Here is a 24,964-nt window from a genome sequence, read left to right as displayed (position 1 = left end):
AGGCTTGAACACCTTTATTGTATCGCGTTTGGAGATTTTTTGTATAACAGTCGATGCGCACCCGCATAGCGGGTGGTTGATTTGTCTCGCACCTATCGGAGCGAGACTGGGCTTAAAGCCACATAATCTAAAAAAGAAGCCCCTAGGCTTCTTCTTTTTTGATAAACTGACTTAAAACACCATTGATAAATTTTGCAGAAGCGGGGTCTGAAAATTCTTTGGCTAGCTCGATTGCCTCATTGACGGCTACACGGTCAGGCGTTTCTTCAAAATACAAGATTTCAAAGAGTCCCAAACGCATAATATTCTTATCAATCAAGGTCAAGCGATCCAAGGTCCAACCCGCTTTCAAGCGTGTTGCCAATTGGGCATCAATCTCATCCTGCACATCTGCGACTCCTGTCACGAGATTGAGTAGAAAGAGAGGGATTTCCACCTCTTGCTCCTCATCACGCTCATATAGATAAGCAAACTGAGCTGCCTGAACAGGCTCTTGACCAAATTCTAGGGACACAATCGCCTGAAGCGCACATTGGCGCAAATAATGCCGTGATTCGTGTTGCTTACTCTTCATCTAAGAAGTCCTCACCAAACAAATCCTTTAAGTCTGGTTTTGGTGTCTTGTCTGGCACGATACCATCTACATGAATGTTAACAGTCTTGACCACCACATCCGCATAGTTTGCAACGGCTGTTTTGACCGCACGCTGAATGTTCATCGATACTGTCGGAACATTGACACCGTACTCTAAGTACACATAGATATCCGCTGTCACATCACCTGCTTCGTCCGTTTGGAGATAAACACCGCGGTTTAGAGCCGTTTTTGATAAGCCATCTCTTACTTTCTTATTATGGAGCGAATGAACGCCTTCTACCTTCGCAGAAGCAATCCCTGTAATCACCTCCAAGACACGAGGTGCAATAACGATTTCGCCTACATTTTCTTTTGTCATGAGAAATCCTTTCTAAGAGGAATGCCATTAAGCACGTGACACGTATGTTCCCTCTGCCGTGTTGATGACCAATTTTTGACCTGCTTCGATGAAGTCTGGTACGTTGACCACAAGCCCTGTTTCCATGGTTGCAGGTTTCCCTGAACCTGTCACAGTTGCACCTTTGATAGAAGGTTGTGTTTCTGCAACAACCAATTCAACTGTTGTTGGAACCGTCACACCAATTACTTCAGTTCCGTAGAATTGAATCTTCACTTCTGAATTTTCAAGAATGTAGAGCAATTCTTCTTTGACACTTGCTACTGGAATTTCATATTGGTCAAATGATTCTGTATCCATGAAGTAAGCTGTGTCATCCATTTGGTAAAGGTAGGTCGCCACGCGTGTTTCGATAATGGCTTGTTCAAATTTTTCATCTGGACGGTAAGTCGTATCAAAGGTTGAACCTGTACGAACATCGCGCAGTTTCATACGCATAATCGTATTTCCTTTACCTGGTTTGTGGTGACTTGCATCCAATACGCGCAGAAGTTTTCCGTCTGGAGCAATAAATGTCATACCTGCTCTTAATTTGCTTGCATCAATCATGTCTATGATTACCTCTTCATTATTTTATTATTCGTTTTATTCTATCACAAATTGTCTGATTTCTCAAATCACAATCAACTCTTTCGGTGCCAAGGTCAAGATTTTACAACCTGTTTCTGTAATCAAGAGATCATCTTCAATCCGCACCCCGTATTTGCCCTCCAGATAAATGCCTGGCTCATCTGTCAAGACCATGCCTGTTTGGATCTGATCGGTCGCTGTTTTTCTAAAATAAGGAATTTCATGAACATCCAACCCCATGCCGTGACCGATACCATGCGTAAAGTAAGGGCCGTAGCCTGCTTCTTCAATCACACGGCGAGGCACACCGTCAAATTCACGGTATTCCATGCCAGCCTTAGCTGCTGCAATCAAGGCTTGGTTGGCTGCTAAAACCGTCTGGTAAATCTCTGCTTCCTCATCGCTGACAGAGCCGACATAAATGGTCCGTGTCATGTCGCTGACATAGTGGTTATAAATACAGCCAAAGTCTAGCGTCAGCGCATCTCCTGCTTCGATGACCTTATTTGACGCACGTCCGTGCGGCATAGCAGAGCGGTAACCAGATGCAGCAATGGTATCAAAGGATACAGCTTCAGAACCCATTTCCCGCATGCGGAAATCAAGGAAATTAGCCACCTCTAATTCTGTTTTCCCTGGCTTGATAAAGTCTAGAGCATCTAAGAAGGCTTGGTCAGAAATCTGACAGGCCCGCTGAATCGTTGCAATCTCTGTTTCATCCTTTATCATGCGCAAGCCCATGACCAAATCGGCCGTTGGCACCAAGCTCACTCCCTCCAAAACAGCTTGCATGGCTTGGTAGTAGGCAACAGATACCTCATCTTCAAAGGCCAACTCCGCCAAACGGCTGTCCTTCAAAATCTCTGCCACTACAGAGAGAGCATCTCGGTCTGACACCACCTCAAAATCCTTGACCACAGACTGGGCATAGGTAATGTAGCGATCATCTGTAATCAAGACTTGGCGTTCCGCCGTAATCAGAACCGTCCCAGCCGTCCCCCAGAATCCTGTCAAATAGTAAATATTTTTCAAATTGGTGATAAGAAGGGCGGAATGATGACCCTCTGCCATTTTCTGGCGTAACTTCGTTAATCGTTGTTCCATATGATTTCCCCTTTGTTCATAATCTAGTATCATTGTAACATAAATTCTCAAAAATGGGAGTAATCCAAAAGCCCCTATTTTAGAATTATCAACTGCAACAAACGAAACAAGAAAAGGCTGATAATGATGTCTCAACCTTCTCACCATATTATTGATACTACCTTATATAGTCAAATGAATGAACTTTCAGACAAGGAACGGAAGACGCAGACAGGACTTGAGTACGGCAAGTCGAAAGTGACGATGCATCAAAGTTCATTCAAAAGACTATATCAATTCAATCGTACTATCCTTTCTAGCCTTTGTTTCCATAAAGGATAATAGGATGCTCGCAACGAGCAGAAAGCAAAGCCCTAGTAGCACTTCTTCCTGGATTAACTGACGATAATGTGATAACGGGTATCCCTCCATCAAGCCCTGCGCGATATGAATAGAGCGGGTTAAGGGAAGAAGATTGGAAAATCCCTGCAATAATGGTGGTAATTTAGCAATCGGAAAATTAGCTCCAGTAAACATCAACAAGACACGAGTCGCCAAGTTCAGAACGAGATTGACTTCACTCGTGACTAAAATAAAGCAAGAAAAAAGATAACCGAAACTCATGGCAACAAACGTTGCAAGTATTAGAACCACAACAAATGACAAAATAAGATTCCTATTCCAAGAAATACCTAACATCACGCTCACTAAACTAGTGCCTAGTACCACTGAAACCATGCCAGTACACATCGCACTGACCGTACTTGACAACAGAATTGCACTCAATCTTGTTTTTGAGGCAATCAGAAAGCTAAGAGTACCATGGTATTTCTCAGCCATCAACTGGGTCCCAACACCAAATAAAGCCGTAAACGAGGCAATGAGTAGGGCATTTCCTATCATCCATTTTCGGATATATGCTGGCCCGTAAATCGCATAAGCTATTAACGAAAAAAAGAGAGTTTGAGAGATTGGCGGAATCAAATCAAACAATAGATACGTCTTCCAATCAGAGAACATCGAGGCTTGTTTATAGGCGATGATGATTCTTCTAAAAAAACGAGCAATTGCTTCCATTAATACACCTCCAATGTCGCATCTACTCTACTTTTGGTCTCAATCTTTCTAAAAGCAAGAGCAGCAAGGAAAAAGTTGATAGCCGTCAAGACAGACAAGATGAGCAAAACCTTTGCCATTTCAGTAATCGTCCCACCATAGACAGCTAGCCTAAAACCTTTCATAATCCAAGTCGGAGAAAAGAGATAGGAAATGTATCGAAGCGGAGACCATAAAATATCCAAAGGAAAGGCCATACCAGTCAGCAAGAGAAAAGGAAATTCTATCGTATTCATCAATAACTGTGCGCTCCTAGATAGGGTAAAGGCCGAACACATGAGCATTCCAATACTGACAAAAGTCAGAATCGCTAGAAGGACAAACAAAATCAATAGAAAAATATGCCGAATAGCCAAAACACGCCCAAAAAGAAGAGAAACAAAGAAACTATTTAATATAAAAGCCACCAAACCCCAAAGACTATTACCCAAAAGTTTACCAAACATAATCTTTTTAAAGCTAGACGGAGATACAAATAGTACTGGTAAGGTCCCCAGATATTTTTCCCGACTAATATCGGCAGCTGATGAAAAACAGATAATAGTCCAAAAGGAAGAGAGCGACGTTCCCAAAACTGCATAGAGAGTAAAGGTTTGCTCCGTCTGATTACTATACATGAATCCTAATAAAATGGCATTGCACAGGGGATTTAAAAACAGACAATAACGAAACATACTCCTTGCCACCGCCTGCCTCATATGGACGATGGCGCTTGAAAGAATAACCCTCATCTACACTCTCCCTACTAATTTCAAATAAATATCTTCTAGCGTCACATCTAGTTCGCTTTGTTGCATCGCCTTTTCTTCAAGGATGGTGGCCTTTTCCTCATCTGTCACCAATGAAGCAATTTCCTCTAAAGTCCCACAGGTCAGCATTTCCCCATGATTAATAATGGCAATACGGTCGCAGAGTTCCTCGGCTTCAGCCATATAATGAGTCGTCAAGAGAATGGTTTTTCCTTGTTGCGCCAATTTTTTGACAAGATTTCTTAACTCAAGAGCACCAATCGGGTCCAAGCCAATGCTTGGCTCATCTAGAAAGATAATCTCAGGCTGATTCAACAAGGCTCTAGCAATCTGAAGACGCTGTTTCATCCCTTTTGAAAAGGTTTCTACTCGGCGGTTTCCGACATCTCCAAGACCCACTAACTCCAATAATTCTGGAATCATTTTGACTTGTTCGCTACGAGGAAGCTGATACAAATCTGCAAAATAATATAAATTATCTGCTGCTGTCAGTCTGAAATAAAGACTTCGTTCTCCTCCAAAAATAAAATTGATTTTCGTACGAATCGCTTGTTCCTCTGTATAAATATCACATCCAGCGATTTCAACCTTTCCTGCCGTTGGCAATAGCATAGTGGACAGAATTTTGATGGTCGTTGATTTACCAGCACCATTTGGTCCTAATAAGCCAAAAATCTCACCTTTATATACCTCAAAAGAGAGATCCCGAACGGCTTCTACCCTACTTTTTTCTTTTTTGAACAATCCCTGTTTTACACGATATTCTCGATACAGGTGTTCGACTTTCACGATTGGCTCCATATTTGCTCCCTCCTTGTTCGATAACTTTGAAGTTCCATTTATATCTAATTCGATTATAGTAGAACAAGTTGTTTTTGTCAATAACAAAAAAATGCGAAGATTTGAAATCTTCGCATTCTATAATTCAGTCAGTCTTCTATATCAAAATCTGCCTTCAATATGTCAATCAACTCCCCTATTTTATTTTTGGAAACACCATAATATTTCGCGTTCTTCACAGGCTCCTCGGTAATCAAATGGCTCTCTTTTAAGATGGACATATGGTGAGATATGGTAGACGGAGCCAGTTTTAATTGACGGATGATATCCTGACCTTTTACTGGTTGAGACTGGGCTAATAATCTTAAAATCTGATAGCGTGTTTCATCTGCTAGGATTTTTAGAGCTGCAACCTTTTGTTCTTGCGACAACTCATCTTTCAGTAGATTGCAAATGAGGATTTGCTGATTGTGCGCTGTTCGATTGCCATGAAACAATCGCATGTATTGGGTAGGTAAGAGCAAGGAAGGAACAAAATAATACTGTTCGTATGGCCCCCGATGGCGAAAGGTTTTCCCCATTAGCTCTTGCGAAACATCAAGTGGAGAGCTAGTTGCTAATTGTTCCGTGATTTGTTCTTTAAAAGCAAAAAAACGATTCTCCGACTGGCTTAAAAATGCACGCAGGGAAGAAGAATTCATCTCCCTTGCTAAGTCAAGATACTCTTTGATATAGCGCGGATTTTGACGCATGAAAGAGCTGAATCCAAGAAAACTTGTACATTGGTCTGAAACGTTATCATATAAACGATACAAGGCATCATCATCTGTTAAAGCCGTAGCAATGTCTACTGGCTTTATGTTGGCATGCACCCAATCGGCCATTCGATAAAGACGTTCCTCTTCTGGTAAGGCGAGAATAGCGTTTTCGATGTCGTCTAAGGTGAACGAGTCAGAGATAACATCCAATAAAAACTCACAAATTCCGAGCAAGGTTAGGTTCTTGATTGCACCAAAGGTTTCAAATAAGAAACGATACTGCTTTTTCCATTCTTCAACTTGTTGACTATCATAAATCTCCAGCCTAACAAAAGAATCCTCGTCATACAACAAATGACTAACCCCTAGCATAGCTTCTAACGCTTGCGAAAATAGATAACGCGTCTCTTTATTTATTACTTCATATTCCATCACGAAACTGAACCTCTCTCCTCTTCATCCCAAGCAACAAGCTGCTTCTAGACTAACAATAATCCTTCTTTGTCAATTTCTAAATCATTCTAATTACCAGTATTATACCATATTTTATACGCCACGACCTGCGCACAGAGAAAGCAGCTATTCCTTCTTCATTTCGTATCTAACATTCAAAAAAATCCGATAAAAATCGGATTTTCTTTTATTGATGTAACTTCCCTTTCAAATACTGTCCTGTGTAGCTGGCTTCGTTGGCTGCTACTTCTTCTGGTGTACCCGTTGCGATAATCATACCGCCCCCGATACCGCCTTCTGGTCCTAGGTCAATGATATGGTCTGCGGTCTTAATCACATCTAAATTATGCTCGATGACCAGCACCGTATTACCATCATCAACAAAGCGAGCCAAGACTTTCAACAACTGGGCAATGTCTTCTGTATGCAAACCAGTTGTTGGTTCATCTAGGATATACAAGGATTTCCCAGTCGAGCGCTTATGCAGTTCGCTCGCTAGCTTCATCCGCTGCGCTTCCCCACCAGAAAGAGTCGTTGCTGGCTGACCGAGGGTCACATAGCCTAGTCCGACATCTTGGATGGTCCGCAATTTCCGCTCAATTTTTGGAATATGCTTGAAGAACTCGACCGCATCATTGACTGTCATATCAAGCACTTCGGCGATATTTTTTTCCTTGTAATGGACTTCCAGCGTCTCTGAATTGTACCTGCGACCATGGCAGACTTCACAAGGAACAAAAACATCTGGCAAGAAGTGCATCTCAATCTTGATAATCCCGTCTCCCGAGCAGGCCTCACAGCGGCCGCCTTTCACGTTGAATGAGAAACGTCCTTTCTTGTAGCCCCGAATCTTGGCTTCATTGGTCTGGGCAAACAAATCGCGAATGTCGTCAAAAACACCTGTATAGGTTGCAGGATTGGAACGTGGGGTCCGTCCAATCGGACTCTGGTCAATGTCAATCAGGCGATCCAAATGTTCAATACCAGAGATGGTCTTGAATTTACCCGGCTTCTCCGAATTGCGGTTGAGCTTTTGAGCAATGGCTTTTTTCAAGATGGAGTTGACCAAGGTTGATTTACCAGAACCCGATACACCCGTGACAGCAACAAACTTGCCAAGCGGAATCCGAGCCGTCACGTTTTGCAAATTATTCTCACGCGCACCCGTCACCTCGATAAAGCGCCCATTGCCGATTCGACGCTCCAAGGGAACCGGAATTTCCCGCTTCCCAGACAGGTATTGACCCGTGATAGATTTTTTATTTTTCGCGACCTGGGCTGGTGTTCCAGAGGCGACAATCTCACCACCAAAGACACCCGCACCCGGTCCAATATCGATCAGATAATCCGCCTCCCGCATGGTATCTTCATCGTGTTCGACCACAATCAAGGTATTGCCCAAGTCCCGCATTTTCTTGAGACTGGCAATCAAGCGGTCATTGTCTCGCTGATGCAAGCCGATAGAAGGCTCATCTAAAATATACAAGACCCCACTCAAGTTGGAGCCAATCTGGGTCGCCAAACGAATCCGTTGGCTTTCTCCCCCTGACAAGGTTCCTGCGGATCGCGACAAGGTCAAATAGTTCAACCCAACATTGTTCAAGAAGGTTAAGCGGTCCTTGATTTCTTTGACAATCGGGGTCGCAATCGTAGCTTCATTGGCAGATAGGTGCAAATGGGACACAACTTCCAAGTGATCCGCCACCGACAAGTCAGACAATTCCCCAATGTGCAAGCCTTTTTCACCGCCCACACGAACCGACAAGGCTTGGTCATTTAAGCGATAACCATGGCAGGTCGCACAGGTCAACTCATTCATATAGGTCCGCATGACTTGGCGCGTATAATCGCTGTTGGTCTCACGGTAACGGCGGCTGATATTGCTCATCAAGCCCTCAAAAGGAATATCAATATCCCGCACACCGCCAAATTCGTTCTCATAATGGAAGTGAAATTCTCTCCCGTCTGAACCGTGGAAAATCAAGTCTTTTTCCTCATCAGACAAGTCCTCAAAAGGCGTATCCATATCGACACCAAACTGAGTCATGGCCTGCTCCAACATCTGCGGATAATAATTGGAAGAAATCGGATTCCAAGGTGCCAAGGCCCCCTCACGCAAGGTTTTCTGAGGGTCTGGCACAATCAATTCCTCATCGACTTCTAATTTCATCCCTAGACCATCACAGTCGCTACAAGACCCAAAGGGTGCATTGAAAGAAAAGAGGCGTGGCTCCAATTCTGGCACTGTAAAGCCACAGACTGGGCAGGCATAATACTCCGAATAGAGCATTTCCTTGTCATCCATGGTATCGATGATGACATAGCCATCAGCAATCCGCAAAGCCGCCTCAATCGAGTCAAACAACCGAGACCGCACACCATCTTTAATCACGATTCGGTCAACTACGACCTCAATCGTATGCTGCTTGCTCTTTGATAATTCAGGAACTTCTGTCACATCATAGATATCCCCGTCCACACGAACACGGACATAGCCGTCCTTTTGAATCTTCTCAAAAATCGCCTTATGCTGTCCTTTTTTCTTACGGACAATCGGCGCTAGAATTTGCAGGCGCTGGCGCTCTGGCAACTCCAAGACCTCATCGACAATCTGCTCCACAGACGAAGCCGAAATCGCTCCGTGACCATTGACACAGTAAGGCGTTCCCACCCGAGCATACAAGAGACGCAGATAATCATTGATTTCTGTTACCGTACCGACCGTCGAACGCGGATTTTTAGAGGTGGTCTTTTGGTCAATTGAAATAGCAGGGCTCAACCCCTCAATCGAATCCACATCTGGCTTGTCCATATTGCCCAAGAACTGACGAGCATAGGCCGACAAGCTCTCCACATATCGCCGTTGCCCTTCCGCATACAGGGTATCAAAGGCTAGGCTTGACTTGCCTGAACCAGACAAGCCCGTCACCACGACCAATTTCTCACGTGGAATGGTCACATCAATATTTTTCAAATTGTGGGCACGCGCCCCATGAATTACAATCTTATCGTTCATTTCTTCTTCCTTCTAAAATACCTCAATTATACCATATTTTATGGACAACCAACGCATAAAACACTCCTAGAATACAGGGAGTGGGACAAAAATCGTGATTTCGTAGAAATCGATTTTGTAGTCCTCGCTTTCTCATTTCTAGGCTCGGGTATCAACAGTCACTCCCCTGACTGTCCTCGCTCTCTAGTTTCTAAGCTCGGGTATCAACAGTCACTCCCCTGACTGTCCTCGCTCTCTAGTTTCTAAGCTCGGGTATCAACAGTCACTCCCCTGACTGTCCTCGCTCTCTAGTTTCTAAGCTCGGGTATCAACAGTCACTCCCCTGACTGTCCTCGCTCTCTAGTTTCTAAGCTCGGGTATCAACAGTCACTCCCCTGACTGTCCTCGCTCTCTAGTTTCTAAGCTCGGGTATCAACAGTCACTCCCCTGACTGTCCTCGCTCTCTAGTTTCTAAGCTCGGGTATCAACAGTCACTCCCCTGACTGTTGATATCCGCAAGGTTGACTTGCTTCCACAATCGAGAATTGTGGAAGGTTGGAAATAAGGCTAGCGAACGATTCTTCGCTAGCCTCTTTAATAGAATATTGATTTATCAATGTTTTACAAGCCCGACAAGCCTCGCTTTCTAGTTTCTAGGCTCAGGTATCAATAGTCACTCCCCTGACTATTGATATACGTCAAACTGCTCAAATTATAAAAATAAGGAGGTTGGGTACTTATGTCCCAGCCTCATCTATTATTTGCCAGAAGTTGTCGCATTCTGCTTGATACTGTATCGTTATTTTTTGATATTTTCTTCAGTAGTGCGGACGTAAGCAACCTCCTCCGGAGTTTCATCACTCATTTTTGTAAATAATATAAAATTTTTATTCTCATACCTTTGGCGTGTATTTTGTGAAAAACTTTTCCTTTAGAGAGCTTTTTTTGGTATAATGAAAGGGTGCGCTTAAGCGCAATAAAAAACTGAGGAGGATTTGAGTATGAAGCAAATGTTTCGTTCTACATTAACTGATTTAGAAGAAATCCAAACCTTTGAACCGGGCTCTTGGATTAACTTGGTTAACCCCTCCCAGGAAGAATCGGTCAAACTAGCTGAACAGTTCAACATTGACATCACAGACCTTCGGGCCCCCCTCGATGTGGAAGAATCATCTCGTATCACCGTAGAAGATGATTACACCTTGATTATCGTAGACGTTCCGACCTACGAGGAGCGGAACAACAAGAGCTACCACATCACCCTGCCACTCGGAATTATTGTCACCAAGGATGTCGTGATTACAACCTGCGTTCAGCCCTTAACCCTCTTTGATTACTTCTTCAATAAGCGAATCAAGAATTTCTATACCTTTATGAAGACGCGCTTTGTCTTCCAGTTGCTCTATCGCAACGCTGAACTCTTCATCACCGCCCTTCGTTCGATTGACCGCCAGACAGACCGTATCAGCGCCCATATTGACCGTGCCACCAAAAATGAGCAAGTCATTGATATGATGGAGTTGGAAAAATCCATCGTCTACCTAAAAGCCTCCCTCAAACTCAACGAGCGTGTGGTGAAAAAACTCGCTGTCCGAAACAGCACCTTGAAAAAGTATGTCGAAGATGAAGATTTGCTAGAAGACACTTTGATTGAAACCCAGCAGGCCCTTGAGATGGCGGACATTTATGGCAATGTCTTGTATGCCATGACCGAAACATCTGCGGCGATTATTTCCAACAATCAAAACACGATTATGAAAACCTTAGCCCTCATGACCATGGCACTCGACATTCCAACGGTTATTTTCTCAGCTTACGGAATGAACGTTCCCGAATCGGGCATGCCCTTTGGAGGACAAACAAATTCCTTCTGGGTCATCGCCTTTATCTCAGCCTGCCTCAGCGCAATCGTCGTCATTAACTTTTTACGAAAAAAATGGTTCTAACCACAAAAGGAGATTATGATGTCATTTACAGAAATGAAAGAATTAACTAAGAAAAACCAAGAATTTATCCATATCGCAACCAACCAGCTCATCAAGGCTGGTAAGACCGATGCAGAAATCAAAGAATTACTCGAAGAAATCCTTCCCGTCATTTTAGAAAATCAAAAAGCAGGTGTCACAGCCCGCAGCCTCTATGGAGCACCGAGTGATTGGGCAGCGAGTAAAACTACTCGTTCTGAAGAAGCAGACAAGCCAGAACTCAACGAAAATCCTTGGCTCATGTGGCTCGATTCTAGCCTCTTGCTCCTTGCGATTATCGGTGTAGTCAACGGTGCGATGAACTCATTTGGAGCTGGTGTCAATTACGGCCTCATTACCATGTTGCTTATCGGCTTTGGCGTCGGAGCTGGTATGTATATGATGTACCACTTTGTCTACCGTGATCAAGTGAAGACCGGCAAACGCCCTAGCTTTGTCAAAGCAATTGGCTTCCTCGTTCTTGCGACACTTGCTTGGAGTCTTGTTTTCTTGCTCGCAGCGCTTATTCCAAGCTCGATCAATCCCGTTGTATCACCATTCTTTGCAATTCTAATCGGGGCAGCAGCATTTGGTATTCGCTATCTTCTCAAGAAAAAATACAACATCCGCAATGCGATGCAACCAATGCCATAACAGTCAAGAGGCTGGGACAATCGTTCTAAGCCTCTTCTTTGTTACCAATCTGTTTACTACTTGGAGGTCTCTATGAAAAAATCCTACTCTTGGCAAGTGTTATTGCTACTCTTTGCCATCTATCTCATCCTTGTTGCCTTTTTCCCTGGACTAAACATCATCTTCGACTACTTCCGTCTCACTCTGCTCTTGGCACTTGCCTTTCTGTGGTTAGGAGTAGAACGTAAGAATACCATTTTATTCTTTGTCGGATTGAGTTTTTCCGCCCTCTATATGCGGGATATCATTCCTTATTCCTATACTACATTTCATGTCGGTCCCCTCTTTTTCGGAATCCTCGTTCTCGGAATCGCCATCCACAGTATCAATAAGAAGCGAAATCAGCATAAATTCCTGCAATTTGATACCGCATCAACTACTACTATTCATTCAAGTGATGCCAATTACCTCAGTATTGAAGCCAATTTCACCGACAAATACGAATACTCGGTCGCTCCTGCTCTACAAACCATCTCCATCAAGGCCTTTTGCGCCAATGTGCAATTGGACATCAGCGAAGCGCAGTTCGAGACAGAGATGACCCACCTCGTCATGAGAAACACGCTCTCCAACTGCCGCATTCAAATTCCCAATCATGTCAAGGTCGTTAGCAACCTCAAATCAGGCTTCGGTGAAATCTATCTACCACCAACCCCTCAAGAGACAACTCACCAGCTCTACCTCACAGGAACGAATACCGCAGGAACCATCACCATTCAATACGCTGAATAAACGCAACCCAACGAACATTTCTGTCGTTGGGTACTTTTTTATCAAAAAAATGAAACTTGCTCTCCTATTTCTAGGCTCGTGAAAAAATGGCTCTATAATTTCTGTAGTGGGTAAACCCACTCTGGAGATTATAGGGCCTTTTGAGTATCAAAAAAGTCCCATAAGACTTATAATGAAAAGCGACCAAACTCACATTAGAAAGTAGCTTATGGAACAATTCAATAATACCACAACTCTCATTGGAATGAAAGACAAAAATATCACCTTAAACAAGGCTTTGAAACACGAAACTCATATCGAACTCATCGCTACACTAGACTATCAGCCGCCTAAATGTAAGCATTGCAAGGGAAAACAGATTAAATACGACTTCCAAAAACCTTCTAAAATCCCCTTTATCCAAATCGCTGGTTTTCCTAGTCTTATCCCGCTTGAAAAAGAGAAGATTCCAATGTAAAGCCTGCCGAAAAGTGACTGTAGCCGAAACCAGCCTTGTGAAGAAAAATTGTCAAATCTCTGAAATAGTGAGACGCAACATCGCTCAACTCCTACTCAACAGAGAAGCTCTTACCCATATCGCTTCTAAACTCGCTATTTCGGCACTTTGTCATTTAGTGTTGTGCCTTGAGTGAAACGAAAGGAATGAATTATAAATATGACTACCTAAAAATATACAATTTTTCATTATTTTAAGTGGTTATAATTTATTTGTCTTACACAAATTATCTATTCAATATATTCGATAACATCAATAAAATTTAATTCATATTTTGTACTACTCACATATTTTTTATCACTATTATATTTATATCCATATAATAACACAATTGTATTATACGACTTTTCTAATTTGATTTTAGAAATAATTTGTTCATCATAAGAAAATCCTTCTAATAGTATTTCTACTCTATTTTCCGGTATTTCAATCCAATCTTTTTCGACCATATCTCTATCATAATAATATATATCAAAATCACGTTCGAAATTAGAGGCGATACTATCCCCATCTTCTGAATAATCTATATGAAAATATTTTTCAAATGTTTCATAGTCGTTAAAATTTCCTAACCATATACTAACGTATTGTTCCATTTATTGTCTCCTTAATCCTCTCGGTAAATCTAATATTCCATTTTTCATACGTATTTCAGCCCAATCATTTAACTTATCTACGAAATCACCATAATCACTAGAAGAATCAATTATTTTCAGAATTTCATTATGTGCTTTTGTTAAGTCTCTCCCACCATGACGACCCACTGGTCTGCCTCGTTCTTAAGTTTTTTAGCGAGGGAAAAAGAGGTCCACTGGACGCTTACTCGCTATCCTATTTCTAGGCTCGTGAAAAAACAACCCATTAAGGGTTGTAATTCGCCCTCCTATTTTCAAGCTCATGAAAAAAACGTCCACCGGACGTTTTTTTTTAATCTTCATTCACAAATGGTAATAATGCCATTACGCGAGCGCGTTTGATAGCTGTTGTTACTTTGCGTTGGTTTTTAGCTGAAGTTCCAGTTACGCGACGTGGTAAGATTTTTCCACGTTCTGAAATGAAACGGCTAAGAAGCTCAGTATCTTTGTAATCAACATATTCAATTTTATTCGCTGCGATATAGTCAACTTTTTTACGGCGTTTGAATCCGCCACGACGTTGTTGAGCCATGTTTTTCTCCTTTATAATTTATCTGTCCTTACCTAGAATGGTAAATCATCATCTGAAATGTCCATCGGATTGGTTGTTCCAAATGGGCTTTCTTCGCGTGCAAAGTTCGGTGTAGATTGTGCAGGCGCTTGATAGGGTGAATTGTAATCATTGCCACCAGCAAATGAATTGCCAGCTTGATAGCCACCACCTTGTCCTTCACGTGCAGTACGGCTTTCCAACAATTGGAAATTTTCTGCAACAACTTCTGTCACATAAACGCGTTGCCCTTGCTGATTTTCATAATTACGTGTCTGAATCCGACCAGTAATTCCCACCAAGGCACCTTTTTTAGCCCAGTTTGCCAAGTTCTCAGCCTGCTGGCGCCAAATGACCACGTTAATAAAATCCGCTTCCCGCTCACCATTTTGATTTTTAAAATTGCGGTTCACCGCAAGTGTAAACGTCGCAACAGCTTGGTTAGACGGTGTGTAACGAAGTTCTGCATCTCGGGTCATACGCCCCACTAGTACTACATTATTAATCATAATCTACCTTCTTACGCGTCTAATTTCACAATCATGTGACGAAGAATATCGCCGTTGATTTTTGAAAGACGGTCAAACTCTTTAAGAGCTACGTCATCATTTGCTTCAACGTTCACGATGTGGTAAAGTCCTTCACGGAAATCTTTGATTTCGTATGCAAGACGACGTTTTTCCCATGCTTTTGATTCAACAACAGTTGCACCGTTGTCAGTCAAGATAGAGTCAAAGCGTGCTACCAAAGCATTTTTAGCTTCTTCTTCAATGTTTGGACGAATAATATAAAGAATTTCGTATTTAGCCATTGATATGTTCCTCCTTTTGGTCTAATGACTCATGGTCTAGCCACGAGTAAGTGAGGGCTGCTCACAAGGTATTATTATACCGCACTTTTAAAGAAATAGCAAGGAAAATAACAGGATTTTCCCTTCTTAGATGAAAAAAGGTGGAGGGGAATTGCTCCCTCCACCCTATTGTGCAGTCAAATGACGCTCACCTGACAGGAAATAGGTACTGGTCAAACTATCCTGACCGCCATTGACAAAGAGTTCTAGGCTGTTCTTATCAAGGACAACCACCACCTCTGGTGCTTCTGCCTGAACAGCGCGGCGTTCGGCAGACCAGGCTTCTTCCCCTTGAATGGCTTGTTTTAGATGACTGCGATCGATATAGACTTCTTTTGTCGCCACATCATAGCCAAATTCGATGTAATCATCTTCATCTCCCAAGCGGAAGACCTTGCCGTTTGTCCAATCTCCCTGAAAAGTCCCAACTGTCACCACTCCTTGTTGAGGAAGGGCTGGCAGTTGATCGGAAAGACTTTCAGGAAGTGTTTGAACAAGAGCACCATCTTTCAACTGCAATTTTCTTGGTAACGTCATGGCACAGGTCCATTTATGGTCAAGTTGGTCTGTGATATTGGTCCGCCCCCAAGTCTGCATCCAGGCAATCATAATTCGCTCGCCAGCAGCATTTTCCATGGTCTGTGGTGCATAGAAGTCATGACCGTGGTCAATTTCTTTTACCGTATCAGGCTGAAAGACCTTTTTCTCCCAGTCCACACGCCCTGTCATGATGACTGATGAGTTGATATTGGCATAGTCTAGACCATCTTTTTGATAGCGCATTGGTGATAGAACCAAACAAGAGGTACCATCTAGCTCGAAGTAATCAGGACATTCCCACATGAAACCTTGGTGCTTTTCTCCCTTGAGGAAAATGGATGCAAATTCCCAAGTCATCAAATCAGGCGACTCAAGCAGCACAATCGTTCCAATCTCGTCTTGATGTTTGGCCGCAACTACTGCATAATAGGTTCCATCTTTTTCAAACAATTTTGGATCGCGGAAGTCACTCGCCACCAACTCTTCTGGCAAGATTTCCCCTGTCGCAACAGGGTTAGAAGCCAACTTTTCAAAATGAATTCCGTCTGTTGAATAGGCCATATTTTGCACCTGACGAACGCTGCCATCTGGATCCACAATATGCCCTGTATACATCAACCACAGCTTGTCATCTTTGACAATCGCACTCCCTGAGAAACAGCCGTCCTTATCATAATCTTGGTCTGGAGCAAGAGCGACTGGGAGGTGTTCCCAGTGCAACAAGTCCTTACTTTTAGCATGTCCCCAGTGCATTGGCCCCCAATGCGTGCCATAGGGATAATGCTGATAAAACAAATGGTATTCACCCCTAAAGTACACAAAACCATTCGGGTCATTGATCCAGCCTATTGGAGCTGAAAAATGAAGCTCTGGCTTGTAAAGAGGATTGACCTCTCCCTGATGTTGCGCAATAAATTCATTTGCTTTACTGATACTCCACACGTCTCCCATATTCACTCACTCTCTGTTTCTATTTTTGATTTTCTAGATATTTATCGTAGTATTTCTGCTTGATTGCTAACCAGTCTGACAGACCGTATTTCTCAAGTTCTTTGAGATAGTCATCCCACTCCTTGTCGATATTGCCATTGACAATCCATTCTGCACGTTTGCGGTAGATGTAGTCATTCATATCGGCTTCGATTTGTGCCAATTTATCCAAATCCTCTTCTTCCATGAAGACACGTGGGTAAATGGCATCGTTATTCATATATGGAACATAAGTCTTCTTCAAAATATCCAAGCGCCATGCAGCATCGTCTGGCATCGTTGTCACTTTACCGTAGTAGCTATCCAAGATAGCAAGCGGACCACCGACTTCTGTCTTCTGACGAAGTTCGCCTGGTGCGGTTCCCTCAAGCGGTAAGTGTTTCAAGCTATTGCTTGCCTTGTCAAATTCAAAGATATTTTGTTGGCTATCATCGCCATAAGTTCCCCAGTTGTTTTGAACAGATTGCAATGGTGCATATTGCGCATCAATCCATTTTGCAGTCAATTCAAGGTTTTTATTGGCACTAGTAATGACCATGCGGTCACGTGAGAAGCCCATTCCATTAGTACGAGCAACGTGTTTTTTACCACTTGGTCCTGCAAGAACTGGTAAAACATCGTAGCTGTCGTTAAAGCCTGAAATGTTAGCCTTATCCCATGTGAAGTAAACTCCGTATTGGTGTTCGCCACCTTTAGCAATATAGGTATTCCAATCTTGCTCAAAGGCTTCTGGGTCAAGCAAGCCTTTTTCTTGCAATTGACGGATAAATTTCACACCTTCTTTGTATTCTGGATTGTCAGCCGTGAAGTCCACAACACCATCATTTCCAACAACAAGGTGGTCATCATTATCCCCAATACCAAAGGCACCGAACAAGAGTTTGAAATCTTCATTTCCGCCCGCATTGATAAAGGACATTGGGATTTCATCCGCTTTACCATTTCCATTTGGATCCTGTGTCTTAAAGGCTTCCAAGACTTTTACAAGCTCATCCGTCGTTGTTGGCATCTCTAGGTTTAATTTCTTCAACCAATCGGTGTTAATCCAAGCCATATCATTGACAGAGTGAATGGATTCTTTCCCTTCACCCAATTCTTCAATCCAAGGGAAGGAATAAATATGACCGTCTGGCGCTGTCATCAAGGCACGATACTCAGGATTTTCATCCAAAATCTTCTTCAAGTTTGGCATGTATTGGTCAATCAAGTCTTCAACAGGAATAATCACCCCCTGTTTTGCCCATTTGACCAATTCCACATCTGACGCACCATCATTATGGATGGCATCTGGTAAATCACCTGATGAAATGTCCAGATTGCGTTTCTCTGCAAAGTCAGAAGAATAGTTGGTCCAGTCAATGTGAACCCCTGTCTCTTCTTCCAAGCGTTGATAAATCAATTTATCATTCGGATCTTTTGGAGCAAGTGGTGAACTACCTGTGATAAACTTCAAGGTTACCTTATCCTTGAGTGGGAAAGAAACATTTTCTAGCTTGTAGTCTGGGCTAGAAGCAGTATTTTTACTGCCACAAGCAGTCAAGACCAAAGCAGAGGTTGCCAATAGAGTCGCACTAAGACTCATCCATTTTTTCATTTTCATGAGAAAACTCCTTTTTATTTTATACAAATGTAATGATTGTTTATCAAACCAAGGTCTGACAAAGCACTAAAACGTCAGAGGTCAATGTTTGACAACTATTAACCCTTCAATGAACCAGCCATAATCCCCTTATCAAAGTATTTTTGGAAGAATGGATACATAACAATCAACGGTAAGCTGGAGATGACAATCGTTGCATACTTAATCATTTCTGCAATTCGTTTCATTTCATTCATGGCAGCCTGAGCACCAATCATATCTTTACCAGGCTCACTTTGAATCAAGATTTTGCGCAAGACGAGCTGAAGCGGTTCTAGGTTTGGATCCTTGATATAAATCATGGCATCAAAGTAAGAATTCCACTGTCCTACAAAGGCGTATAAGAAGAGGACAAACATGATTGGTTTGGCAAGTGGTAACATAATCTTGACAAAGATTTCCAAATCATTGGCTCCGTCAATATAAGCAGCTTCGAGCAACTCATCTGGGATTCCTTGGAAATAAGTCCGCGCCAAGATAATGTTCCAGACATTGATGGCACCAGGTACGATAATGGCCCAGACGGTGTTTAACATGCCTAAGTCTTTAACAAGGAGATAGGTTGGCACCAAGCCACCACCAAAGAACATGGTAAAGATGAGAAAGGCATTGAACCATTTTTTCCCAACCAAATCCTTTTTCGATAAAGGATAGGCAGTCAATACAGATAAGAAAACGGTGAGAGCCGCAAAACTAAAGGAATAAAAGAGCGAGTTGAAAAATCCACGAATGATAGACTTGTCGCTGAATACCCGCTGGTAGCCCTCAATCGTCCAATCAGCAGGGTCAAAGCTAATCCCCTTACTCACGAGAGCTTGCGGATCCATAAAGGACGCTACCAGAATATAGAGCATGGGAACCAGCGTAATCAACACTAGAAATGCAATGATAATTTTATTGACCACAAGCATACGCTTGTCGAATGTTGTATAAATTTGTGTATTCATTCCATTCTCCTTATAATCCTTGACCGTTGTTCATCCGTTTAACGATTTGATTCACCGCAATCAATAAGATAACATTGATGACTGCGTTGAAAAGTCCAACGGCCGTTGAATAAGAATAGTCACCTGATACAAGACCGACCTTATAAACATAGGTTGAGATGATTTCTGAGCTGGTCAAGTTGAGCGATGTTTGCATCAAGAAGGCTTTTTCATAGCCGACATTCATGATATTTCCAGCTGCTAGGACAAACTGAATGACCATGACAGGTCGCAAAGCTGGCAAATCAATATGCCAAATGCGTTGGAAGATATTCGCACCGTCCATTTTCGCTGCTTCAATCAAGGACGTATCCACATTGACCAGAGTCGCTGTGTAGAGCGTTGATGCCCACCCCATTCCTTGCCAAATACCACTAAGAATATAGAGCGGTCTAAAGGCATCTGGATCCGTCAAAAAGTTTGCTTTAATACCAAAGAGCGAGAGGATACTATTGATGGGTCCGCCGACGGAGAAGAAGAGAAAAATCATTCCGACGATGACCACGACTGAAATAAAGTTTGGCGCATAAAGAATGAGCTGGATGCGCTTTTTCGCCTTATCACTCAACAACTGATTGAGCATAATAGCTAGAATAATCGGTGGCAAGAAGCCGAGCAACAAGCCATAAATACTAAGCTTGAGCGTATTTCCTAGCAAGATACCGAAGTTAGGAGAAGAAAGGAACTTGGTAAACTCTTGAAATCCAATCCACTCACTTCCCATGACACCTTTCAAAGGATTATAATCTTTAAAGGCAATCAAGACCCCATACATCGGAATGTACTTAAAGATAAAGGTCAACAACAGCCCTGGAAGCAACATCAGCAACAATACTTTTTGTTTCTTGATTCTACTCCAGACAGAGTATTCCTTTCCTATATTCATAACTCCTCCTTTTTGAAACGTTTCAATTTTGATTAAAATGAGAAAACTCATTATTCTAAATAGAGCTTTCTTTGTTTTTTGAAACGTTTCATATTTTTTGTAAAAAATAAATTTCGTACCTATAGTGTACCATTGGTAGCGTTTTCTGTCAATAGATTTTTTAAATTTTTTGTTGTTTTTCCTTCAATGTACGAAATGGGTAGCACACTTTGTCGTTGATAGTTCTTCTGATGGATAATCGCCAACAAGATATTAACTGCTTCTTCTGCCATCTGTTCAAGTGGCTGCTTGATAGTAGATAGAACATATTCATGCTCTTTTGCAAAACGAATCCCATCGTAACCAATCACCTGCACATCTTCTGGTACACGCTTGCCCCGCTTCTCCAGAATCTGCATCGTCTCTAAGGCCACAAAATCATTGATGGCAAAAATACCGTCAATTTGCGGATGCGCCACTAAGAATTTTTCCAGTTCTCCAAGAAAATCATCTACCGGCTCTGGAATATCAAACACAAGACATTCTTTTCCTGTCTGGCGTACGGTCTTTTCAAAAAATTGGCGGCGTTTTTTGGTCTCATTGAAAGTATCATTGTGACTACCGACAAAAGCGAGGTGCTGACAGCCTTTTTCGAGTAACATCTGCGCCGCAAGCTCACCGCCCTTTTGGTTGTCAGACGTCACACAGGCGATTTCCTTATCCCTATAAGTTCTGTCAATACTGACAAAGGGAATATTAGACGCCAAATAATCTTCAATCGGACTGTAGGTAATGGCGATAATCCCGTCCACCTTATTCTGCCGCAACATCATGAGGTATTCAATCTCTTTTTTAGCCCCATCTGTGTTACACAACAATAATTTATAGTTTTTCTTACTGAGGGCTTCTTCAACAAAAAAGGCAAACTCGCTGAAAAACGGGTGCCAAATAGTTGGCAAAATCAAGGCAACCGTCTCTGTACGATTGGTCTTCATGCCCCGTGCATAGACATCTGGAATATAATTCAGTTCCTCAATCGCCTGCTGAACCTTTTGCAGCGTTGTTTTTTTGATCCCTTGTTCTTGGTTGATGACGCGAGAAACCGTCCCAACACTGACACCAGCTAGTTGAGCTACATCCTTCATGGTAACCGATTTTTTCTGCACTTCTTCCATCGTTTCACCTCCTTTTCCTACATTATAACACTTTTTGAAATCGTTTTCCATATCTTTTTCAAGACACTTCTCATTAAGGCATGCAAAAAGACCCATTTAGCACGCTAAATAGGCCTCTATTTTTATTCAACACTAAACAAATATGGGTAGACTGGTTGGCCACCTTGGTGGATTTCCACTTCAACATCTTCATATTTTTCTTCTAAATCTTGGGCAAGGTTTTCAGCCACAGCTGTGTCTCCTTCTTCTCCCACGTAAATGGTTACGATTTCGCTGTCCTCATCTAACATCTTGTCAAAAGTTGCAGCGAGGGTCTCTACCATATCTGGATTTGACACCACAATCTTGCCATCAACCATTCCAAGATTGTCATTTTCGTGGATTTCAAGACCGTCAATCGTCGTATCACGCACAGCTGTCGTCACACTTCCGCTCTTGACATCTGCAAGAGACGCCGTCATGGCTTCAAAGTTAGCCTCAATATCACGGCTTGGGTCGAAGGCTAGAAGACTCGTAAATCCTTGCGGAATCGTACGTGTTTCTACCACTTTGACTGCAACTTCTGCCACTTCTGCCGCTGATTGAGCTGCCATTAAGATGTTCTTGTTGTTTGGCAACAAGATGACATTGCGGGCATTGACCAATTCAATCGCCTTCACAAAGTCTTCTGTAGACGGGTTCATGGTTTGACCACCAGAAATCACGTAGTCGACACCCTGTGATTTGAAGATTTCTGTCAATCCTTCACCTGCTGCAACGGCAATTACTGCGTATTCTGTTTGTTCCGCTGGTTTTTGGAAACTTTCTTCTTTTTCAACCTGTGCTTCGTGTTGCTCACGCATATTGTCTACTTTGACCTTGACCAAGCTACCGTATTGGAGACCAGCCTGCATGACAAGTCCTGGATCTTCTGTATGGACATGGACTTTCACGATTTCATCGTCATTTACGACAAGAAGAGAATCTCCTAAGTCATTCAAATAAGCGCGGAATTCTTCGTAATCAAATTCTTTTACGTAGGTTGGACCTTGGCGAAGCGCCACCATGATTTCCGTACAGTAACCAAAAGTGATATCTTCTGTCGCGACATGTCCAGCAACTGATTTGTGGTGCTCTGCATTAATCATACCAGACATGACCGCTGGTGTTGCTTCAAAATCTTCAGATGCAATGTACTCACCTGTAAGAGCTGCAAGGAAGCCTTCATAAATGTACACCAAGCCTTGACCACCAGAGTCCACGACACCAACTTCTTTTAATACTGGAAGCATTTCAGGTGTTTTCTTGAGGGCACGCTTTGCCCCTTCCAAGGTTGCACGCATGACTTCAACCGCATCATTGGTTTGTTCTGCTTTTTTCAAGGCAGCTGTTGCTGCTCCACGAGATACCGTCAAGATTGTTCCTTCAACCGGCTTCATCACCGCTTTGTAGGCTACTTCTACTCCGTGCTGGAAGGCTTGTGCCAGGTCTTTTCCTGTCAACTCTTCTTTGCCTTTAACCGATTGACCAAAACCGCGGAATAATTGGGAAGTGATAACACCTGAATTCCCACGCGCACCCATCAAGAGGCCTTTTGATAAAATTTGAGCGGCTTCACCAACTGTGCTAGCAGGCTTATCAGATACCTCTTTAGCACCATTGGTAATGGTCATTCCCATATTTGTACCTGTGTCCCCATCTGGAACAGGAAAGACGTTTAATGAATTCACATATTCTGCTTGTTTATTCAGGCGAGTAGATGCAGCCTGCACCATTTCTTGAAATAAACTCGTTGTAATTTTAGACACCATTATTCTCCTACGACTTTGATATTTTGAATATAGACATTGACTGTATCTGCTGCGATACCCAATTGATTTTCCAAATTAAACTTCACACGTTCTTGAATATTCCGTGAAACTTCGCTGATTTTAACACCGTAGCTCATCACAGTATAGACATCAACTGCAATGTGCCCTTCTTCGGTCGTTTTAATCACGACACCCTTGGCGTAATTTTCCTTTCCAAGAAGCGCTTGAAAGTTATCCTTAATCGCAGATTTACTTGCCATCCCAACAACGCCGAAAATCTCCGTTGTAGCACCACCAACGACTGTCGCAATGACATCATCTGTTAGTTCAATCTGGCCATCTTTTGTATTGATCTTAACCGTCATTTTTCGTACCTCAAATCATTTTATCACTCTATTTTACCATAATTTCTCATGGGTGTAAAAAACTAGGCTGTGACAACAGATAAGAAGTCAGCATTCAGTTTAAAAAATAAAATGAAAAAGAGGGCCTCTGGACCTCTAAAATCGCTTTCCTGTTTCTGGGCTCGTGAAAAGGGAGTGGGACAGAAATCGATAACTCGTAAGAGTTCGATTTCGTAGACCTCGCTTTCTAATTTTTAGGCTCGAGTATTGACAGTCACTCCCCTGACTGTCAATACCCCGCAAGTTGAGTAGCTTTCACAATCAAGAATTGTGGAAGGTTGGAAATAAGGCTAGCGAAGAATCGTTCGCTAGCCTCTTCTAATAGAATATTGATTTCTCAATGTCATGGATAAGTTGCTCACAACTTTCTGTTCTCTTCAATGCTCCACTGGAACATTGAACCCAGCGACAAGCCTCGCTTTCTAGTTTCTAGGCTCAGGTATCAATAGTCACTCCCCTGACTATTGATATACGTCAAGCTGCTCAAATTATAAAAATAAGGAGGTTGGGTACTTTTGTCTCAGCCTCAACTCGCTTGCGCGTTTCTAGGCTCGTGAAAAAGAGGGCCTCTGGACCTCTAAACTCGCTTTCCTGTTTCCAAGCTCGTGAAAAAGAGGGCCTCTGGACCTCTAAACTCGCTTTCTGACTTCCAGGCTCGTGAAAAAGAGGTCCACTGGACCTCTAAACTCGCTTTCTGACTTCCAGGCTCGTGAAAAAGAGGTCCACTGGACCTCTTTTTTCCCAAAAATTAAACGCGTTCAACTTTACCTGATTTAAGTGCACGAGCTGAAGCCCAAACTTTTTTAGGTTTTCCATCAATCAAAACAGTTACTTTTTGAAGATTTGGTTTTACCGCACGTTTTGTTTGGTTCATCGCATGTGAACGGTTGTTTCCTGATACAGTTTTACGACCTGTAAAATAACATACTTTAGCCATGTGTATTCCTCCTCATTTGATCAAATATTACGGATGTGCTAGCACCACATACTTGACTATTCTACCAAAAAATATAGCTCTTGGCAAGAAGAACTTTCAACTTTTTTAAAATGAGACCCACGAGCCAGCGACAGTCCCCCTTTTTGATGGCGTCTATCTGCTTCAAATGATGAACAAAAAACAACTTCCCAAATTGAGAAGTTGTTGATGATCTATCGC

At 42.5% G+C, this 24,964-nt stretch carries 24 protein-coding genes and 1 pseudogene; 4 read left to right on the top strand and 21 right to left on the bottom strand.

Features of this window, described 5'->3' with window-relative positions; genetic code table 11:
- Nucleotides 1–142: 142 nt before the first annotated feature.
- From nusB to uvrA, 9 genes are all read right to left on the bottom strand, one after another.
- The gene (nusB, locus tag BU202_RS09125) at nt 143–574 is read right to left on the bottom strand and encodes a transcription antitermination factor NusB (RefSeq protein WP_075105470.1); all 432 of its coding nucleotides are present in this window, start codon (nt 572–574) and stop codon (nt 143–145) included.
- Nucleotides 564–956: an Asp23/Gls24 family envelope stress response protein gene (locus tag BU202_RS09120; protein ID WP_075105469.1), complete on the bottom strand. Its 393-nt coding sequence runs from the start codon at nt 954–956 to the stop codon at nt 564–566. Before BU202_RS09120 ends, nusB begins: the two co-directional genes overlap by 11 nt.
- 27 nt (nt 957–983) lie before the next feature.
- On the bottom strand, nt 984–1,544 hold the full coding sequence (gene efp / locus BU202_RS09115; RefSeq protein ID WP_075105468.1) for an elongation factor P: 561 nt from the start codon (nt 1,542–1,544) through the stop codon (nt 984–986).
- A gap of 63 nt (nt 1,545–1,607) precedes the next feature.
- A complete protein-coding gene (locus BU202_RS09110) occupies nt 1,608–2,669 on the bottom strand; it encodes a M24 family metallopeptidase (RefSeq protein WP_075105467.1) in 1,062 nt (353 codons plus the stop codon).
- Between the two features lie 267 nt (nt 2,670–2,936).
- Nucleotides 2,937–3,725, bottom strand: coding sequence for an ABC transporter permease (locus tag BU202_RS09105; protein WP_075105466.1), 789 nt, complete (start codon nt 3,723–3,725; stop codon nt 2,937–2,939).
- The gene (locus BU202_RS09100) at nt 3,725–4,495 is read right to left on the bottom strand and encodes an ABC transporter permease (protein ID WP_075105465.1); all 771 of its coding nucleotides are present in this window, start codon (nt 4,493–4,495) and stop codon (nt 3,725–3,727) included. The genes BU202_RS09105 and BU202_RS09100 overlap by 1 nt, the downstream gene beginning before the upstream one ends.
- On the bottom strand, nt 4,496–5,314 hold the full coding sequence (locus BU202_RS09095; protein WP_075105464.1) for an ABC transporter ATP-binding protein: 819 nt from the start codon (nt 5,312–5,314) through the stop codon (nt 4,496–4,498). It abuts the gene before it with no gap.
- Between the two features lie 128 nt (nt 5,315–5,442).
- Nucleotides 5,443–6,483 (bottom strand): ArsR/SmtB family transcription factor, encoded by a 1,041-nt coding sequence (locus BU202_RS09090; RefSeq protein ID WP_075105463.1) that lies wholly within the window; start codon nt 6,481–6,483, stop codon nt 5,443–5,445.
- Between the two features lie 208 nt (nt 6,484–6,691).
- The gene (uvrA, locus tag BU202_RS09085) at nt 6,692–9,520 is read right to left on the bottom strand and encodes an excinuclease ABC subunit UvrA (protein ID WP_075105462.1); all 2,829 of its coding nucleotides are present in this window, start codon (nt 9,518–9,520) and stop codon (nt 6,692–6,694) included.
- A gap of 980 nt (nt 9,521–10,500) precedes the next feature.
- Here uvrA and BU202_RS09080 point away from each other — a divergent pair.
- The 4 genes and pseudogenes from BU202_RS09080 to BU202_RS09065 all read left to right on the top strand — a co-directional run.
- A complete protein-coding gene (locus tag BU202_RS09080) occupies nt 10,501–11,445 on the top strand; it encodes a magnesium transporter CorA family protein (protein WP_075105461.1) in 945 nt (314 codons plus the stop codon).
- Between the two features lie 18 nt (nt 11,446–11,463).
- Nucleotides 11,464–12,117, top strand: a complete 654-nt coding sequence (locus tag BU202_RS09075) for a DUF1129 domain-containing protein (RefSeq protein WP_075105460.1) — start codon at nt 11,464–11,466, stop codon at nt 12,115–12,117.
- Nucleotides 12,118–12,189: 72 nt separating this feature from the next.
- A complete protein-coding gene (locus tag BU202_RS09070) occupies nt 12,190–12,888 on the top strand; it encodes a LiaF domain-containing protein (RefSeq protein ID WP_075105459.1) in 699 nt (232 codons plus the stop codon).
- Between the two features lie 208 nt (nt 12,889–13,096).
- Nucleotides 13,097–13,487: pseudogene (locus tag BU202_RS09065) on the top strand (transposase family protein); the annotation flags it as partial.
- A 127-nt stretch (nt 13,488–13,614) separates the two neighbouring features.
- Here BU202_RS09065 and BU202_RS09060 read toward each other — a convergent pair.
- The 12 genes from BU202_RS09060 to rpmB all read right to left on the bottom strand — a co-directional run bounded on the left by BU202_RS09060 (nt 13,615) and on the right by rpmB (nt 24,745).
- Nucleotides 13,615–13,980: an immunity 22 family protein gene (locus tag BU202_RS09060; protein WP_075105458.1), complete on the bottom strand. Its 366-nt coding sequence runs from the start codon at nt 13,978–13,980 to the stop codon at nt 13,615–13,617.
- Nucleotides 13,981–14,311: 331 nt separating this feature from the next.
- The gene (gene rpsR, locus BU202_RS09055; protein ID WP_002939250.1) at nt 14,312–14,551 is read right to left on the bottom strand and encodes a 30S ribosomal protein S18; all 240 of its coding nucleotides are present in this window, start codon (nt 14,549–14,551) and stop codon (nt 14,312–14,314) included.
- Between the two features lie 32 nt (nt 14,552–14,583).
- Entirely contained in the window at nt 14,584–15,078 is a 495-nt protein-coding gene (locus tag BU202_RS09050; protein ID WP_075105457.1) for a single-stranded DNA-binding protein, read from the bottom strand.
- Nucleotides 15,079–15,089: 11 nt separating this feature from the next.
- Nucleotides 15,090–15,380: a 30S ribosomal protein S6 gene (gene rpsF / locus BU202_RS09045; protein ID WP_075105456.1), complete on the bottom strand. Its 291-nt coding sequence runs from the start codon at nt 15,378–15,380 to the stop codon at nt 15,090–15,092.
- Nucleotides 15,381–15,545: 165 nt separating this feature from the next.
- Nucleotides 15,546–16,910 (bottom strand): glycoside hydrolase family 32 protein, encoded by a 1,365-nt coding sequence (locus BU202_RS09040; RefSeq protein ID WP_075105455.1) that lies wholly within the window; start codon nt 16,908–16,910, stop codon nt 15,546–15,548.
- A gap of 19 nt (nt 16,911–16,929) precedes the next feature.
- Complete coding sequence (locus BU202_RS09035) at nt 16,930–18,543, bottom strand: ABC transporter substrate-binding protein (protein ID WP_075105475.1); 1,614 nt, start codon at nt 18,541–18,543, stop codon at nt 16,930–16,932.
- Between the two features lie 104 nt (nt 18,544–18,647).
- Nucleotides 18,648–19,535, bottom strand: coding sequence for a carbohydrate ABC transporter permease (locus BU202_RS09030; RefSeq protein ID WP_075105454.1), 888 nt, complete (start codon nt 19,533–19,535; stop codon nt 18,648–18,650).
- 10 nt (nt 19,536–19,545) lie between these two features.
- On the bottom strand, nt 19,546–20,460 hold the full coding sequence (locus BU202_RS09025; protein WP_075105453.1) for an ABC transporter permease: 915 nt from the start codon (nt 20,458–20,460) through the stop codon (nt 19,546–19,548).
- Nucleotides 20,461–20,579: 119 nt separating this feature from the next.
- Nucleotides 20,580–21,614, bottom strand: a complete 1,035-nt coding sequence (locus tag BU202_RS09020; RefSeq protein ID WP_075105452.1) for a LacI family DNA-binding transcriptional regulator — start codon at nt 21,612–21,614, stop codon at nt 20,580–20,582.
- Between the two features lie 122 nt (nt 21,615–21,736).
- On the bottom strand, nt 21,737–23,401 hold the full coding sequence (locus tag BU202_RS09015) for a DAK2 domain-containing protein (RefSeq protein WP_075105474.1): 1,665 nt from the start codon (nt 23,399–23,401) through the stop codon (nt 21,737–21,739).
- Between the two features lie 2 nt (nt 23,402–23,403).
- On the bottom strand, nt 23,404–23,769 hold the full coding sequence (locus BU202_RS09010) for an Asp23/Gls24 family envelope stress response protein (protein WP_075105451.1): 366 nt from the start codon (nt 23,767–23,769) through the stop codon (nt 23,404–23,406).
- A 787-nt stretch (nt 23,770–24,556) separates the two neighbouring features.
- The gene (gene rpmB, locus BU202_RS09005) at nt 24,557–24,745 is read right to left on the bottom strand and encodes a 50S ribosomal protein L28 (protein ID WP_001140948.1); all 189 of its coding nucleotides are present in this window, start codon (nt 24,743–24,745) and stop codon (nt 24,557–24,559) included.
- Nucleotides 24,746–24,964 lie beyond the last annotated feature (219 nt).

The organism is Streptococcus cuniculi (assembly GCF_001921845.1).
Taxonomy (GTDB): domain Bacteria; phylum Bacillota; class Bacilli; order Lactobacillales; family Streptococcaceae; genus Streptococcus; species Streptococcus cuniculi.
The sequence above is the reverse complement of the archived record's forward strand: the minus strand, read 5'-3'. Positions and strand labels throughout refer to the sequence as shown.